The 14,796-nt window shown below is 41.6% G+C and carries 10 protein-coding genes; 2 read left to right on the top strand and 8 right to left on the bottom strand.

Annotated elements, in window-relative coordinates; translation table 11 throughout:
• Nucleotides 1-83: 83 nt before the first annotated feature.
• From NOS7107_RS16370 to NOS7107_RS29705, 5 genes are all read right to left on the bottom strand, one after another.
• Nucleotides 84-2,687 carry a DUF3769 domain-containing protein gene (locus NOS7107_RS16370; protein ID WP_015114069.1) on the bottom strand — a complete coding sequence of 868 codons (2,604 nt, stop codon included), beginning with the start codon at nucleotides 2,685-2,687 and terminating at the stop codon, nucleotides 84-86.
• A 557-nt stretch (nucleotides 2,688-3,244) separates the two neighbouring features.
• Nucleotides 3,245-3,361, bottom strand: a complete 117-nt coding sequence (locus NOS7107_RS27910; protein ID WP_015114068.1) for a photosystem II reaction center protein I — start codon at nucleotides 3,359-3,361, stop codon at nucleotides 3,245-3,247.
• Between the two features lie 430 nt (nucleotides 3,362-3,791).
• Nucleotides 3,792-6,320: a glycogen/starch/alpha-glucan phosphorylase gene (locus tag NOS7107_RS16365; protein ID WP_015114067.1), complete on the bottom strand. Its 2,529-nt coding sequence runs from the start codon at nucleotides 6,318-6,320 to the stop codon at nucleotides 3,792-3,794.
• A 429-nt stretch (nucleotides 6,321-6,749) separates the two neighbouring features.
• On the bottom strand, nucleotides 6,750-7,457 hold the full coding sequence (locus tag NOS7107_RS16360) for a DapH/DapD/GlmU-related protein (protein ID WP_015114066.1): 708 nt from the start codon (nucleotides 7,455-7,457) through the stop codon (nucleotides 6,750-6,752).
• A gap of 582 nt (nucleotides 7,458-8,039) precedes the next feature.
• The gene (locus NOS7107_RS29705) at nucleotides 8,040-8,168 is read right to left on the bottom strand and encodes a hypothetical protein (RefSeq protein ID WP_015114065.1); all 129 of its coding nucleotides are present in this window, start codon (nucleotides 8,166-8,168) and stop codon (nucleotides 8,040-8,042) included.
• A gap of 811 nt (nucleotides 8,169-8,979) precedes the next feature.
• Between NOS7107_RS29705 and NOS7107_RS16350 the strand changes: the two genes are divergently transcribed.
• Nucleotides 8,980-9,291: a hypothetical protein gene (locus NOS7107_RS16350; protein WP_015114064.1), complete on the top strand. Its 312-nt coding sequence runs from the start codon at nucleotides 8,980-8,982 to the stop codon at nucleotides 9,289-9,291.
• Nucleotides 9,292-9,568: 277 nt separating this feature from the next.
• Entirely contained in the window at nucleotides 9,569-12,133 is a 2,565-nt protein-coding gene (glgP, locus tag NOS7107_RS16345) for an alpha-glucan family phosphorylase (protein WP_015114063.1), read from the top strand.
• Nucleotides 12,134-12,180: 47 nt separating this feature from the next.
• On the opposite strand, the gene NOS7107_RS16340 is transcribed toward glgP, so the two are convergent.
• From NOS7107_RS16340 to NOS7107_RS16330, 3 genes are all read right to left on the bottom strand, one after another.
• On the bottom strand, nucleotides 12,181-12,945 hold the full coding sequence (locus NOS7107_RS16340) for a DUF429 domain-containing protein (protein ID WP_015114062.1): 765 nt from the start codon (nucleotides 12,943-12,945) through the stop codon (nucleotides 12,181-12,183).
• Nucleotides 12,946-13,207: 262 nt separating this feature from the next.
• Nucleotides 13,208-13,483, bottom strand: a complete 276-nt coding sequence (locus NOS7107_RS16335) for a hypothetical protein (RefSeq protein ID WP_015114061.1) — start codon at nucleotides 13,481-13,483, stop codon at nucleotides 13,208-13,210.
• Between the two features lie 257 nt (nucleotides 13,484-13,740).
• The gene (locus NOS7107_RS16330) at nucleotides 13,741-14,364 is read right to left on the bottom strand and encodes a 4Fe-4S single cluster domain-containing protein (protein WP_015114060.1); all 624 of its coding nucleotides are present in this window, start codon (nucleotides 14,362-14,364) and stop codon (nucleotides 13,741-13,743) included.
• Between the last annotated feature and the right edge of the window lie 432 nt (nucleotides 14,365-14,796).

Raw genomic sequence — 14,796 nt, 5'->3', positions numbered from 1 at the left:
TTACTTTATCCTAAAAGCTAAAACCTGATAATAACATACATAAAGCTGGTGTCTAATGAGACTCAAAAACTTACTCAAGTGGATTATTCTTGGCGTACACCACCGACTACTGGTTTAACTTGATTAGTCGAAAATGGGTCTGTACCACCAGTCCAATTAAAGTCACTGATGCGAATGCTGAAGCCGCCTAATTCTAAGACAGGATTGTAGCGTAGGGTAATGCCATAGGTACGGCGACTATACTCTAAAACATAGTCGGTACTGGTTTCTCTGCCTGTATCCAAGTTAATTGATGTTTGAAAACCGATACGAAATGGCCCATAAATTTGTTGAACAATTCCAGCACTTAGGACTCTCACATCAACAGAACGGTCAAAGAAAAAAGGCGATAATCCGCTGTTAAGACCTTGGGCGTAACTAATATTAAAGGCTGTGTAATCGAAAAAGGGACGAGAAAAATGGCCAATTTGTCCCAGTAATCCAACTGTACCAATTAAAGTGGTTTGGTCATCTCCACTGGTGTAATAACTAGTAGTACCTCTAAGATTAGCTACCGCTCGTAAGTAGGGAACCACAGGATTACCTGTATAACGCAATCCTTCGGTAGCTGTCGCTGGTAATGCCTTTCCTTGCCATAAGTACACACCTGTGCTGAGAGCAGCACTGGCTTGCAAACGACCTAACGAGACTCGCTCAAAACCACGGTCAGATCCATATATGTCTTGACGATCGCTATTGGCGTTGATATACTGTGCGCCCGCTTGATAATCGAGGTAAATTCCACTTTTCCCCAAAGGAACAAGCGGAGAGAGGACAATCGCGCCTAAACTACTTTGGACAGTTTGAAAGCCGAGAGAACCGTTATATAAGCGATCGCGATAGGTATATTCCAAATTTAAAAGATGGGGATTGCGATCGCCCAATTGCTGTTGCAGTCGCAAATTTGCCCGGAGATTGGAGTCTAATTGGCTAAAGTCAAAACTAGTTAATTCCCCAGAACCGCGCAATGTAGTTTTTGGACTTAAAGCAGCATTCACTCTACTTCTGACACCAAACAAAGACGCGGGATCACTAAAACCGCCCTGTGCTGCTTTCTGCACAAACAACTGCGGCGTGATGATCCAACGTGCTGTTTCTGTATTTATCGGTGTAAAACTCCGTTCCACATATAAACCGCCACGGTCATCGCCATCATAGCCAGGAGAAACAATTGCGGGTGTGACTTCTTGTTCCCGGCGGTCAATGGTTTGGTTATCTATGGGTATGGGTAAGCTGAGACCTTGATCAAAGACCAAACGTTGACGTTCGGTTTTAATCCGGTCAATTAAGGGCGCTTGGCGTGTTAGGGTAACTTTACTCGCCCGTAATTCTAGTTCGGGTGGCGAAAATGGGTCATTTGTGAGGCGCACATCCCTAGCTTGCCAACCTCGCGGATAAAAATCGATGTATCTGGCTTCAAATCGGACTCGTTTAACTTCTCCACCTTGTGGCGGTGTGGGCAAATTACTGGCGCTGCGACCACCAACAACCACATTAACTTGTCCCGGACTTTTGACATCTGTGAGTGGCTGATTAGCGCGAATGCGATCGCTTGGTGGTCTGAGTTGCAAACCAACAGGGGTGTTCTCAGCGGGTAAAAAGCCTAAATCTGTAGAGGATGTGGGGATATAAATTTCACCGCTACCATTTTCTAATTCTCCACTATCTTGTAAGAAATTATAAGTAAAGCGTTGACCGCGCAGCAACTGATCGCCTCTGGTGAGCGCAACATTCCCTTCACCGACAGCAATTAAATTTGCTAAATTCACTTGTAGGCGATCGGCATCCACTACAGCCCCATCAAATCGCACAACTACATTACCTTCAGCCGTGACAATTCGCCGTTGCTCATCATACTCTTGCCGATCGGAGATAACTTCGACAATTCTCTCCCGCACTACTGGTGTGGTTGTGGGAGATGATGGTTGGGGTGTTGGAGAACTAGGTGCTGCTGGAGTTGGTTGGTTGGGTGATGTGAATTCTATGTTTGTTGGGGTAGTTGATTCGTTGCTGAGGTTACGAGATTTAAACTCAATAATATTTTGGACTGGCTGATTACTTGGTACCTCATCGCTAAAAGTACCAGAGAGATTGATATTTTCTGGTTTTTGTAGTGGCGCAGCAGTTGGTGTTGGGGATGGTGGTGGAGTTACTTTTTCCGCAACAACTTGTTCTGGTGATGGGAATTGCTGAACAGATGTTGGCTGGATAATTTTTTCAGTGACAACTTGTTCTGGTGATGGGAATTGCTGAATATTTGAGCCAGTTTGAGGTGGATTCTCACCACTTACATTTACTGTCTGAATGCCATAACCAATACCTAAAGGTTGTCCTAGAGTTGCAGCATTTCTCGATGGAGAAAACGGCGAAAGTGCTGGGGGTAGAGTTTCTGGTGTATTGGGAGTGGGTATAGTTTTCGCAGTTCCTAGATTATCGGCAGCCGATGCGATCGGTACTAATGTCTGAGGCGGTACATTTTTACTATCCGCAGTTTTGGTACTTTGGGACTTTTCTGGAAGGTTTTGGGTATTACTAACTGGCTCTACAAACGCATGAATTTGGGCGTTACTAACCGATGGCAGAGAATTTGTAGATTTTATAGGTTCAAAAACAGGAGGCGGTGTAGGCGGCAGAACTGGATGAAGCATATCTGGGCAAAATTAACCGAACAAATAGCCAACGAATAGCCGAAAAGATAAACTCACCTGTTGTCTTCCGACTTTTGCTTTCTGCCTACATACAGCAAGCTGCTAAAAAGAGGAAACTGCATTGTCAAGGAGATTGCTTTGCCAAAATGCCCTGTGTTTGTGACAGAGGGGGGCTTCCTAATGGATAGCAACTTTGCCATCAGCTAAACTCATGAAAAGCTTAATACAGGTTGGCGTAAATAAACAGACCATCTGGAATTGCTAAGAAGCTCGTGGTATCACTATTCTTTCTTTTTCCTTTTGACTTTTTACTTTTGCCTTGTTGTACTAGTGTCTGTTGGAATGATCCAGGCAGTATGTTTCACCATGATTACTTTGTGTCGAAACCCAGTTACTGCGAAGGGAAACTCCGTTTGAGCCACTGGCTGCGGATTTTCCCTGTTGTAGCAACTGCCATTCAGTTTTAGGCGTAAAGCTTTCCTGTAGGATAGCAAGCAATCGTCCGTGACTTTGGGTGTTTTCCACCTGACGGCAGTCGCGGATAATTTGTCTTGTTCTTACTCTAAATCCCGACGACCGGGGTTACGAGCAGGATCATTTGACAAGAATCCGAAGACAAAGATAGTCACAAAGAAGGCAACAACAATATAAACAGCGATTTTTAAAGTCAGCATAGAAATATCTCCAAAGGGGGTCGGAAAAAAGCTTCTCTCAGTATCTGCTATGCAGAAAAGATAGCTCCTTTATCTTACCCAAATCTTGTCTCCTTTTGAGCGCACTCTATTGAGAGTGGAGGGCTATGTTATGACCAACCCATAGAGTATGGCACAAGTTTGGACATTATCTCATACTGTGGTTTGTTTGATTCGTAGATGCCTGTGAGATGTAGTTGTTGACTGGCTAATGTTGTGACGTTAATTAATGCCAGATGTTTCCTGAAGTTTCAGGGTGTGGGGGTGTAGGTGTTCAAAACCCTTACACCCGTATTTCTCACCACACCTTTCAAAGCCTCCGCTTGTGCAGGGGAGGAGGGGGGAAATGAAAGTAACCTCTCCCCTTGCCCCTCTGCCCCATCAAACGCCTGAAGCCTTTGAGAAATGAGGGTTACACTTTCAAACCAGCCCTCCCTTGAATATATTCTTCTAGTTCGATTTTCACTGGCACAGCATTCCAGATTTCTTGACAATATTCTAAGATGGCTCGGTCAGAAGAAAACTTGCCCATACGTGCTGCATTGAGAATTGACATCCGTGTCCAGTGTTCTTGGTCACGGTAAGCTTGATTTACCTGGTCTTGCGCGTCAATATAAGACTGGTAATCGGCAAACAGCATGTAGGGATCGTGGTACAAGAGCGAGTCTACTAAGGGACGGAATAAATTAGTATCACCGTGAGAGAAAAATCCAGAACTGATCAGGTCAATTACTTGTTTGAGTTGGGGATTGCTATGGTAATAATCCCAAGGGTTATAACCTTTGGATTTTAAGTCATAGACTTCTTCGGTTGTTAATCCAAACAAGAAGAAGTTTTCTGCTCCCACTTCTTCGCGGATTTCGATATTCGCACCATCCAGTGTGCCAATAGTCAGCGCCCCATTCATGGCAAATTTCATGTTACCAGTGCCAGAAGCTTCTTTACCAGCGGTGGAAATTTGCTCGGAAAGGTCGGCGGCTGGGTAAACTCTTTGACCAAAACGCACATTGTAATCAGGTAAGAATACTACTTTTAGGCGATCGCGCACATCGGGATCATTGTTAACTACATCACCAACGGAGTTGATCAGTTTAATGATCAATTTGGCAATGAAATAGCCAGGAGCAGCTTTACCACCAAAAATAAATGTGCGGGGTGTGATTTCAATGTTGGGGTTATCTTTAATTCGCTTGTAGAGTGTGATGATGTGCAGCACGTTTAGGTGTTGACGCTTGTACTCATGCAATCGCTTCACTTGCACATCAAACAGTGATTCGGGATTCACTTCAATTCCGTGGTTTTCCCGAATATACCCTGCCAAATAGCTCTTAATGTCCTGTTTGGTTTGCCGCCATTCCCGACAAAATTCAGCATCTTCGATAAAGGCTTCGAGTTGCTTGAGATCTTCTAGATGACTAATCCAATTTGTCCCTATTTTGCGAGTGATCAAGTTAGCTAATTGGGGATTACTTACTACTATCCAACGGCGTGGTGTGACTCCATTGGTTTTGTTGCTGAATTTCTCTGGCCAAAGTTCGTGAAAATCTCCCAGCACATCACGCTTGAGTAAATCTGTATGTAGGGCTGCAACACCATTAATCGCATGGGAGCCAACACTGGCTAGGTTTGCCATCCGCACATACTTTTCACCACTTTCATCAATTAATGATAGTCGCGCTAGGCGATCGCTATCGTTGGGATATTTAGCACGCACTTGACCTAAGAAACGCTGATTAATTTCATAAATAATTTGCAAATGTCTGGGGAGTAAATTCTTAAATAGGCTTAAAGACCATTTTTCTAAAGCCTCTGGTAATAGCGTATGGTTAGTGTAACCAAAGGTGTTTTGAGTGATTTGCCAAGCCTGATCCCACTCTATTTCATACTCATCGACTAACAGCCGCATTAATTCGGCTACACCGATGGATGGGTGGGTGTCATTAAGTTGCACTGCAAAGGACTGATGAAAAGTATCTAAGCTCTCGCCTTTTTGCAAGTGCAGCCGGATCATGTCTTGCAAAGAACAAGAAACAAAGAAATACTGTTGTTCTAACCGCAGTTCTTTGCCTTTTATCAATTCATCATTTGGATAAAGAACTTTGGTAATATTTTCGGAAACTACCTTTCTGTTAACAGCACCGTAGTAGTCACCAACGTTAAACGCTTGGAATTCAAAAGATTCAGGAGCTTCCGCTTTCCACAGCCGTAAGGTATTGACAGTGTTGACGTTATAACCTGATATGGGTGTATCGTAGGGAACACCCTTCACCACTTTATCGGGAATCCAACGTACGCGATAGCGACACTTTTCATCGTAATAAGCTTCGGTGCGCCCGCCAAACTTAACTTCTATGGTTTCTTCTAGGCGGGGGATTTCCCAAGGGTTGCCTAAGTGTAGCCATTTATCCGTAATTTCTACTTGCCAACCATCGCGGATTTCTTGGTCAAAGATGCCAAATTCGTAACGAATTCCATAGCCAATGGCAGGAATTTCTAAAGTTGACAGGGAGTCCATGTAACAGGCTGCAAGGCGACCTAAACCACCATTCCCTAGTCCTGGTTCTTCTTCAGTTTCCCGTAATTGGACAAAATCTAGCCCGGATTCTTCTACTATTTGACGCACTAGATCGTAAATTCCCAAATTGATCAAGTTATTACTCAAGTGCGGCCCCAAGAGGAATTCGGCTGAGAGATAACTGACAACTTTGACACCTTTTTTTGTATATACTTCAGTGGTTTTGAACCAGCGTTGCAACATGCGATCGCGTACTGTGTAAGCTAAAGCCATGTAGTAATCATTGGGTGTGGCTGTGGCTGGAACTTTACCTTGGATGTAAAAAAGATTATCAGCAAGGGCGCGTTTGATGGTTTCTTTACTTAACCCTGTGCGATCATCTTCAAATTCACATTGAAATATTGGAGCTTGCTCAAATGTGGTCATAATTATTTCCTATTGAGAATAGAGAGTAGGCAAATCAGAACTTCTGACTTAGCACTCAGCCCTAAGTCATCACAGTTGGTTCTCGTCCCGTTAGTTCTCAAATGGTTCTCGTCCCGTTAGTTCTCAAAGCTGAACTACTTCTTCAGCAAAAGTAATGAAACAAGCAAGTACTGATTGGGGATCAAGGTTATGTTCTGCGGGTTGGCTCGTAGCTTACTCAATAAACTCTTGGGATTGCACCTTGAGTACTTGTACCAGAAAGTTGCACCACAATGCGAGAACCATCGGCATCGGTAAAGCCAATGCGAATACCCTGTTTCTGACTAAGACTGTCATCAACAGGGTGGGTATAACTTAAGTCATCGTTATTCTACGGCTTTGTTCTCTAAAGGAAAAAAAAGACACACTTTTCTTTAGAAGCGGTGGTAATTATGTAGAAGAGATGCCTACACCTCTCTCCAATGATTGACTCATCCGATTTTTGATGACTCGTGCAGGTACACCAATGGCCACGGAGAATGGCGGAATATCTTTGGTGACAACCGCACCTGCGCCAATCACACTGCCTTCACCGATAGTTACCCCATCTAATACCGTCACTCCATGTCCTAACCAACAATCATTTTCAATGACAATTCCTTGACGAGTAATACCTTGGGATTTAATTGGTTCTAGGGGATTAGAAAAATTGTGATTGTTAGCATATATGCCTGAGTGGGCAGCAATCAGACAGCGCTTGCCAATGATAATATCTCCTGGCCCGGCAATACATACATCAGGTCCAATAAAGGTTTCTTCATCAATATAAATAGATGTGTTGTCTAAACACCCAATATCAACGTTACGTTCTATAGCCACCCCATGACTTAAATAAATGTGATTATTTGAGTGTCCTTGAGCATCGATTCTGACACCTTTAAAAATATGCGCTTTTTTACCAATGCTAATTCTATCTGTTCCCAGAAATTCCACACCATTTTGAATGTAAACTGAGCTATCTAACTGAGCAAAAATGCTGCGATATAACCAACTTCGGAGTTTTGTGCCTAGGGCAAGGGTGGGAATATCTCCTAACAATGTGATGAGCAGTAATTCCTTGAGGCGTTGGGATTTAGAAAAATGTTTTTGGTTACTCATGACCGCTTATCTCTGAGACGAATTTGTGTTAGCTGAATTGATAATTAGTGTCTTTTGGTAGTGCGGCTGATTTGGAATAATTCAAGTTACATTTCAGTGAAAAATTTAGGCAAAAACTGTCGAAGTAATGCGCTATTTTTCGGCGAAAAATAGCAGTAAATAGCTATATTTGCGGAACGTCCAGTTCTGGAGATCGCTGGAAATTATCTATCTCTCCATCAATTACTTTTGTCGGGTTTTCCAGCTACTATGGCAAGCTCAAACATCTGACTATTAAATAGTTTGATTAGCTAGATATACAGCAGGGAACAGGGAACGAATCACAGATTTGAAAGGCTTTGAGTATATGCTTTCGTTCTAAAAATTTGTCCCCATTCACCGGCAATCTGCTGGATTTACCCGCAAGTGGCTATATGTAATTTTCGGAAATGATGTTCAATGATTTAATTTAACAAGCACAAGCTTTTACCACACCAATACATATTTGATCGATAAAACTCAACATCTGCTCTTGATTTTTGAGTAATCACAATATAATATTGCTGCCAATTGTGTTGTTATTCTTAAGCTAATTAAATTTTACTAAGGTGGAGTATCACCAACTTCAGCCATCACATTAAAATTTACCATCGGTGCAAACAAGTAAGCGCTTCCCCGACTGCAATGGCGAATTTCTTGCAATAAATTTTTAGAATATGGAGCTACGCTCATGTTGCACAAAGATGATTTACAACTTAACAAAGTCACGATTTCATTTAGATGAGTGGCTTTTCATAATAATTGCCTCCCACAATAACACATTTTATTTTTGATGTCTCACTCCCAAGTAGGAAGATAATCAAAATATGATTGATTGCCGGAAATTGGTATCTTAAACAACATTGGTTTCCGGATAAATAGCAGGATGAAAGATTTTATCTTCGGCATCAAAATTACATTGAGACAATTCGCTTTTCTGGAGCATACCAAATGTGTAAAAACATATTTTGTCATGGCGATTGTAATGAAATGAAGCTTAGGAATCGCAAAGTCTAGCTGCTGCGATTGCGACATTTTGCTTCGCTCCATATCCTTTAGGAAGGCTAACGCCCACGCAATGACCAATTTTCATTTGGTCAATTGGCAAAATTGGGATGCTCCTCGCTATTCTATGTTGACTACACTAGAAAAAATTTATTTTTTTTATAGAATCCTTGTTAGCCAAAAAAAACATAGCAGGTATGAAAGTTATTAAATGATATCTGCGCTACTATTGGGCAGTGATATGTCAACACATTTCAGATAAACCTGTTACCTTCCCCTTATAGGGCTACAGTCTGAACTGAACTAGATTGAGAGATAACCATAATCTCAAAATTGTAAATCACCCGATCAGGTGAGCCAAATGGACGATGTGTCTGGGATATCCGCCATTATAAATTTTGAAATCTAGAGAAAATGCAAGTTCTTAGTAGGAATCCTCACAAGAAGACCAAATTTACAGACTAAGCTCCTTTCATGAACTGCCACACTGGTTGAAATTATGGTGGAAATTAAACAAATCGTCCAGCAAGCTTTTAGAACTGGTTATTTGAGTATCGCCGAGCAGAACCAGATACAAGTGTTATTACGGCAAGACTATGACTCAGAAGATTTGGATGCTTTTATTATTTTGCAGCGAGCGATCGCCTCTGGTGAGGTTCAAAAAGAGTTAAAGCATCGACAAGCTAATCATTCTAATCATAAGTCTAATATAAAGCTTGCTTATAGAATAGCAGCAGAATTGGCTTATGCAGCGGCTCAAACTCTAAAAATGCCAAAAAATACCCAAGATCAGCCTTCTTTGGGCAGTTAAACACTCCTATTTAGGCATTCACCTCTCTGTGATGGCGGGAATGGGAGTTGTAATGTGATACGTGTCAATTGTTAAATTTTGCTCACTAAGCAGATACTAAAGGAGAACACAGAACAAGAACAAAGATGCTTGGGGCAAGATTTAGCCGTAATTCTCGTGCAAGTTTTAAATACTTAACAAAGTCATCAGTATTTCACAAACACAGTATAAAGAATTGGCAACATTGCAGAAAGAAGGTAAACAATAACCATAGCTGAACTTGGAGAGTTGCTAACCTATGCAGCCAATTCGCACTTTTAATGTTTCCCCATCACTACCACCGCGCCTGGAACCACTGCGACGGCTGGCATATAATTTGCATTGGGATTGGAATGTTGAGACAAAAGATTTATTTCGCCGTTTAGATACGGATTTATGGGAATCTAGCCGCCATAACCCAGTGTTGATGCTGGGTACTATCTCCCAAGCGAGGCTGTTGGAGGTAGTGGAAGATGATGGCTTTTTAGCACAAATGGATCGTGCTGCCCGTCAATTAGAGGATTATCTCCAAGAAGGAACTTGGTATCAGAAACAACGCAGTCAAAAGCCCAAAGAATGTTATGCCTATTTTTCGGCAGAATTTGGCTTGGTTGACTGTTTACCTGTTTATTCTGGTGGTTTGGGCGTTCTGGCTGGTGATCACCTAAAATCGGCTAGTGATTTGGGACTACCCCTCGTGGGTGTGGGCTTGCTTTATCAACAAGGGTATTTTGCTCAATATCTCAACGCTGATGGCTGGCAACAAGAGCGCTACCCCATCAACGATTTTTATAATATGCCCTTGCATTTGGAACGCAATCCCGACGGTTCAGAATTGCAGATTGCTGTTGATTATCCGGGGCGCAAGGTGTACGCCAGAGTGTGGCGGGTACAGGTGGGAATGGTGCCTTTATATATGTTAGACACCAACATCGAACCCAATAACCAATACGATCACGACATCACAGATCAGCTGTATGGTGGCGATATCGATATGCGTATCCACCAAGAAATTATGTTGGGGATCGGTGGTGTGCAGATGCTCAAAGCTTTGGGTTATGATGTCACCGCCTACCACATGAATGAGGGACATGCTGCCTTCTCGGCTTTAGAGCGCATCCGGCTGTTGATTCAAGAAGAAGGTTTGAGCTATGCCCAAGCTAAACAGGTGGTGATGTCTAGCAACATCTTTACAACTCACACACCTGTACCTGCGGGAATTGACTTGTTCCCTCCCGATAAGATTTTGTATTATCTGGGATATTATGCAGATATTTTTGGCTTACCCAAAGAGCAATTTTTAGGATTGGGGCGAGAAAATACGGGCGATTTATCTGCACCGTTTAGTATGGCAGTGCTGGCGTTGAAAATGGCGACGTTTTCTAACGGGGTGGCGCAGCTACATGGTGTGGTATCGCGGCAAATGTTTCAAGGATTGTGGAAGAAAGTCCCAGTCGAAGAAGTTCCAATCACAGCTATTACTAACGGTGTTCACGCCCGCAGTTGTGTAGCTAAATCAACTCAAGAGTTGTACGATCGCTACTTAGGGCCAAACTGGTCGTCAGTACCACCAGAGAACCAACTGTGGGAGCGAATGGAAGCCATTCCCGATGAGGAGTTGTGGCGCAATCACGAACGCTGCCGCTTGGATATGGTACTTTACGTGCGAGAGCATTTAGTTAAGCATTTACGCGATCGCGGTGCTTCGGCTTCGGAAATTGCCCAAGCCCAAGAAGTATTAGATCCTTATGTTTTAACCATTGGTTTTGCCCGACGGTTTGCTACTTATAAACGCGCTACCCTGTGGATGCGCGATCTAGAACGCATTAAACACATCTTACTCGGTGATAAAACCCGTAAAGTCCAATTTGTCATTGCTGGTAAAGCTCACCCCAAAGATATTCCGGGAAAAGAACTGATTCGTGATATCAATCACTTTATCCACGAACACCATTTAGAAAAACAGGTTGTTTTTGTTCCTAACTACGATATTCATATCGCTCGGTTAATGGTAGCGGGTTGCGATATCTGGTTGAACACACCCCGTCGTCCACGGGAAGCTTCCGGTACTAGCGGGATGAAAGCCGCGATGAATGGGTTGCCAAATTTAAGTGTTTTAGATGGTTGGTGGGATGAAGCTGATTTTGTCCGCACAGGTTGGGCGATTGGACATGGCGAAAATTACGAAGATCCCAATTATCAAGATGAAGTGGAAGCTAACGCTCTCTACGATTTGTTAGAGAAAGAAGTTGTGCCTCTATTTTATGACCACCGAGACGATGATGGTCTGCCTAGACCTTGGGTCGCCAAAATGAAAGATGCAATTCGCTTGAACTGTCCGTTCTTTAATACAGCGCGGATGGTACGGGATTATGCTCAACAGGCTTATTTCCCAGCCAGCGATCGCTGTCATACTCTGATTGCTGATAATTACGCCCCAGCTAAGGAATTAGCTGCTTGGAAAGCTAAACTCAGCGACCACTGGTTTAACCTCATTATCAAAGATATTGATGTCTCAGTTGGTTCAGATATTAAGGTTAACCAAAGCGTTGCTGTCAAGGCCAAAGTGGATTTAGCAACTTTGAGCAATGATGATATCCAAGTGGAGTTATATCAAGGCGTAATTGATGCTAACGGTGAAATCGTTAATGCGACACCAGTAGTCATGGATTACCAAGGCCAAGATTCTCAAGGCTTGAGTGTCTACACGGCAGATATTATCTACAATACCTCTGGTTTACAAGGCTTGTCCTTGCGTGTGTTACCTAAGCACCCACACTTGTCTAATGCTTATGAACCAAGATTAATTGCTTGGGCGGAATAGAAGGTAAAAGTCAAAAGTGAAAAGTAAAAAGTAACACTTTTACCTTTTTACTTTTCACTTTTATTGGGGATGACAATGTAACCTGTGGTGCGATCGCCTAATACTAAGTTGCGTTGTTCTCCCCAATACCACCAGTGTGCAGCTACATAAGCGCAAATTAAACTATCAAGTTTATCTTCAATCGCTTTAAGGGCTGCACCTGTGGAAGGTAAAAGGAAAAAATCAAAAGGAAAAGGATGAGATTGTTTAGCATTTAGCTTTTGATTCAATTCGAGTTTCGGTTCGAGATTGGGTAAAACTTCGAGAATATATTGATAGAGTTTAATTAATTCTTGGCGGCGCTCATTGATGCGTCCTTTTTTATATTTAAGAATACGTTCTAAATTAAATAAATGGACTATCGCCGGGTGAGGAAAAACTTCTATTTGATATCTACCAAATTTTTTTGCTTCTATTGTTGGTGCATGAACAAAACCACGCGATTCTAATTCTAACCCAAAGTTAATTGTTCGCTCGGCAAAGGGTAAGTTTTGATTTGCTGGATAACAACCAGCGTGATATTTGCCAAAGTATTTATGACTGAGTTTATCTGGTAGGCGACTACCTGTAGCATTAGGAATAAGAGTTGGTGCATCAACTGCAATGATAGCTGATTCTTCTAGTTTTACCCAAGTATCTAGCCAATTTAAAATATCTGCGATCGCATCTTGGCGATCTAAATCGATTAATTGCAACTTTCCGTCTATTAATTGTAAACAGCATAAACCACTTGGTTGCGATTTCCAACCTAAATCAATCCCAATAAATTTCATTTATATCTAATTACTTACAAACTCAAAATCTACCCATCTCTAATTTTAATACAATTGCGCTCAAACTCTTATATGCCTGGGTTTTTGTAAGGAAGCATACCTTTACGCCTTTAGCAATTAATTAAAAATATTTATAGATAAACAGAGAAATAAATTAAAACTTATTTCTCTGCTTCATTGACTTAATTGATGGAAAAGACAAAAGAGACTTTTCCTACTGATTCAAAAGTTTAAGTTTTCAAGAGGATTTCTCAAAATATCATTAATCTTGAGTTTGAGAATCTTCTGTGCCGTAACAACTTTGTCCAGGTAAACACTTGGCAAATGGTGTTACTGTAATGATACTCCCTACTGCTAGACGTGCTATCGGTTGCGATACCACTACTGGCGATGACATTTCTGGTGATGTTTCTGCTGGTGATGATCCTTGGCTGGGTTCTTGACTACGACCATAGGATCCACATCCACCAGCTAAAAATTGCTGTTTTTCTGTAGATAAATCTACAAGTAAATCAGACACAGTTGTTTGTAATAGCATAATCTTGACCTCACTTAGTTGATATAGGTATGTATTAATTACCTATGCTTCTGTTATAGACTGATTGATTCAGTTAAAAATTATTCTTTAGTCATAAAAAAATAAATTGGAATTCTATCTTGCGATATTGCACAAAAAAGTTTCAGCTTATAATTAGGTAATTAAAAAATATTTATTGATGACTTTTGGATCAAGAATATCATTAACGTGTGTCGCTGTTGGCGGCGCACGTTAATTTATGGATATCTGTAAAAAATTTAAGTCAATTCCAGTCGCCCGCGATAGCCTGTGACAATGCGGCTGCCATCCTTGAGAATGTGGATTTCGATTTGGTCACTAGCCCAAGTGATTTGGTCAGCTAAAGCTGGGTTAAAGACATTCACCCGTTGATTACTGGAAGAAACTGGTGAGTTGGGAGAATTAATCGCCAGAGATTCTACAAATGGCCCATCAATTAGAATATCTAACTGTTCTAATAATTCTTGCGAACCTGAAGGTGCAGATTCAGACTGGAGTTGCTTGAGGGTAAAACCGGAAAAAGACATAACATTTAAGCCAGCTGCTTTCAGTTTACGTGCTAAAGCAGCTAAAGCAGATGCTTGCCAAAAGGGTTCACCGCCAGAGAAAGTTACACCAGTGTTTTGTGGTTTACTGAGTATTTGTTCAGCGAGGGTATCAACAGAAATCAGTTGGTTAATTTCAAATGGCCAAGACTCAAGATTAAAGCAACCAGGACATTCACGACGACAACCTTGTACCCAGACAACAGCGCGACAACCAGGGCCATTAACTTCTGACTCGTCAACATAACCCATAATGTTGAGATAGCCAAGGGGAATTTCTGGAAGTGTTGGTGATGGGCGAGTTGGTTGAGTTTCCATCTATTTCCTCCTGTGCTTAAATTAATCAATAGTCTTGATGTTCTGATCTAAATTATGTGGCGCGATCGCTGTCAAAATCTTGATGAAAGCAATTATCGCTACAAGTTACTTGATATGCTGCATTTGATTTAACTAAACCACATCTAATTTTCGTAGTTACGCAGCAAATACCAAACCCAACGAAAATTGAACACTAAAAAAATGAGTAACTTGTGAAGATATCTGGTCAAGACTCTGAATCACAAGAAAAACCTACAAATCAACAGAAAAATGTTTATTCTCCACAGCCTACTCCTAGTATCTATTTTTCACATAAACACCCACAAAACAATTAAATTTATCTTATAAGCATCTTGCTGATTGATTGGGGGATCAACTTTCTCAAAATTTTGTGTACATCAAGAAGTCTGGGAAAAATCCGCATATTTTCTA

Origin of the sequence: Nostoc sp. PCC 7107, from assembly GCF_000316625.1 — a bacterium.
Lineage (GTDB): Bacteria > Cyanobacteriota > Cyanobacteriia > Cyanobacteriales > Nostocaceae > Nostoc_B.
This window is presented reverse-complemented; position numbering and strand designations above follow the sequence as displayed.

Coding starts and splice junctions, on each gene's coding strand:
- NOS7107_RS29705 (WP_015114065.1), bottom strand. CDS start 8,168: ATGAGCGTAGCTCCATATTCTAAAAATTTATTGCAAGAAATTCGCCAT.
- glgP (WP_015114063.1), top strand. CDS start 9,569: ATGCAGCCAATTCGCACTTTTAATGTTTCCCCATCACTACCACCGCGC.
- NOS7107_RS27910 (WP_015114068.1), bottom strand. CDS start 3,361: ATGCTGACTTTAAAAATCGCTGTTTATATTGTTGTTGCCTTCTTTGTG.
- NOS7107_RS16335 (WP_015114061.1), bottom strand. CDS start 13,483: ATGCTATTACAAACAACTGTGTCTGATTTACTTGTAGATTTATCTACA.
- NOS7107_RS16370 (WP_015114069.1), bottom strand. CDS start 2,687: ATGCTTCATCCAGTTCTGCCGCCTACACCGCCTCCTGTTTTTGAACCT.
- NOS7107_RS16365 (WP_015114067.1), bottom strand. CDS start 6,320: ATGACCACATTTGAGCAAGCTCCAATATTTCAATGTGAATTTGAAGAT.
- NOS7107_RS16340 (WP_015114062.1), bottom strand. CDS start 12,945: ATGAAATTTATTGGGATTGATTTAGGTTGGAAATCGCAACCAAGTGGT.
- NOS7107_RS16360 (WP_015114066.1), bottom strand. CDS start 7,457: ATGAGTAACCAAAAACATTTTTCTAAATCCCAACGCCTCAAGGAATTA.
- NOS7107_RS16330 (WP_015114060.1), bottom strand. CDS start 14,364: ATGGAAACTCAACCAACTCGCCCATCACCAACACTTCCAGAAATTCCC.
- NOS7107_RS16350 (WP_015114064.1), top strand. CDS start 8,980: ATGGTGGAAATTAAACAAATCGTCCAGCAAGCTTTTAGAACTGGTTAT.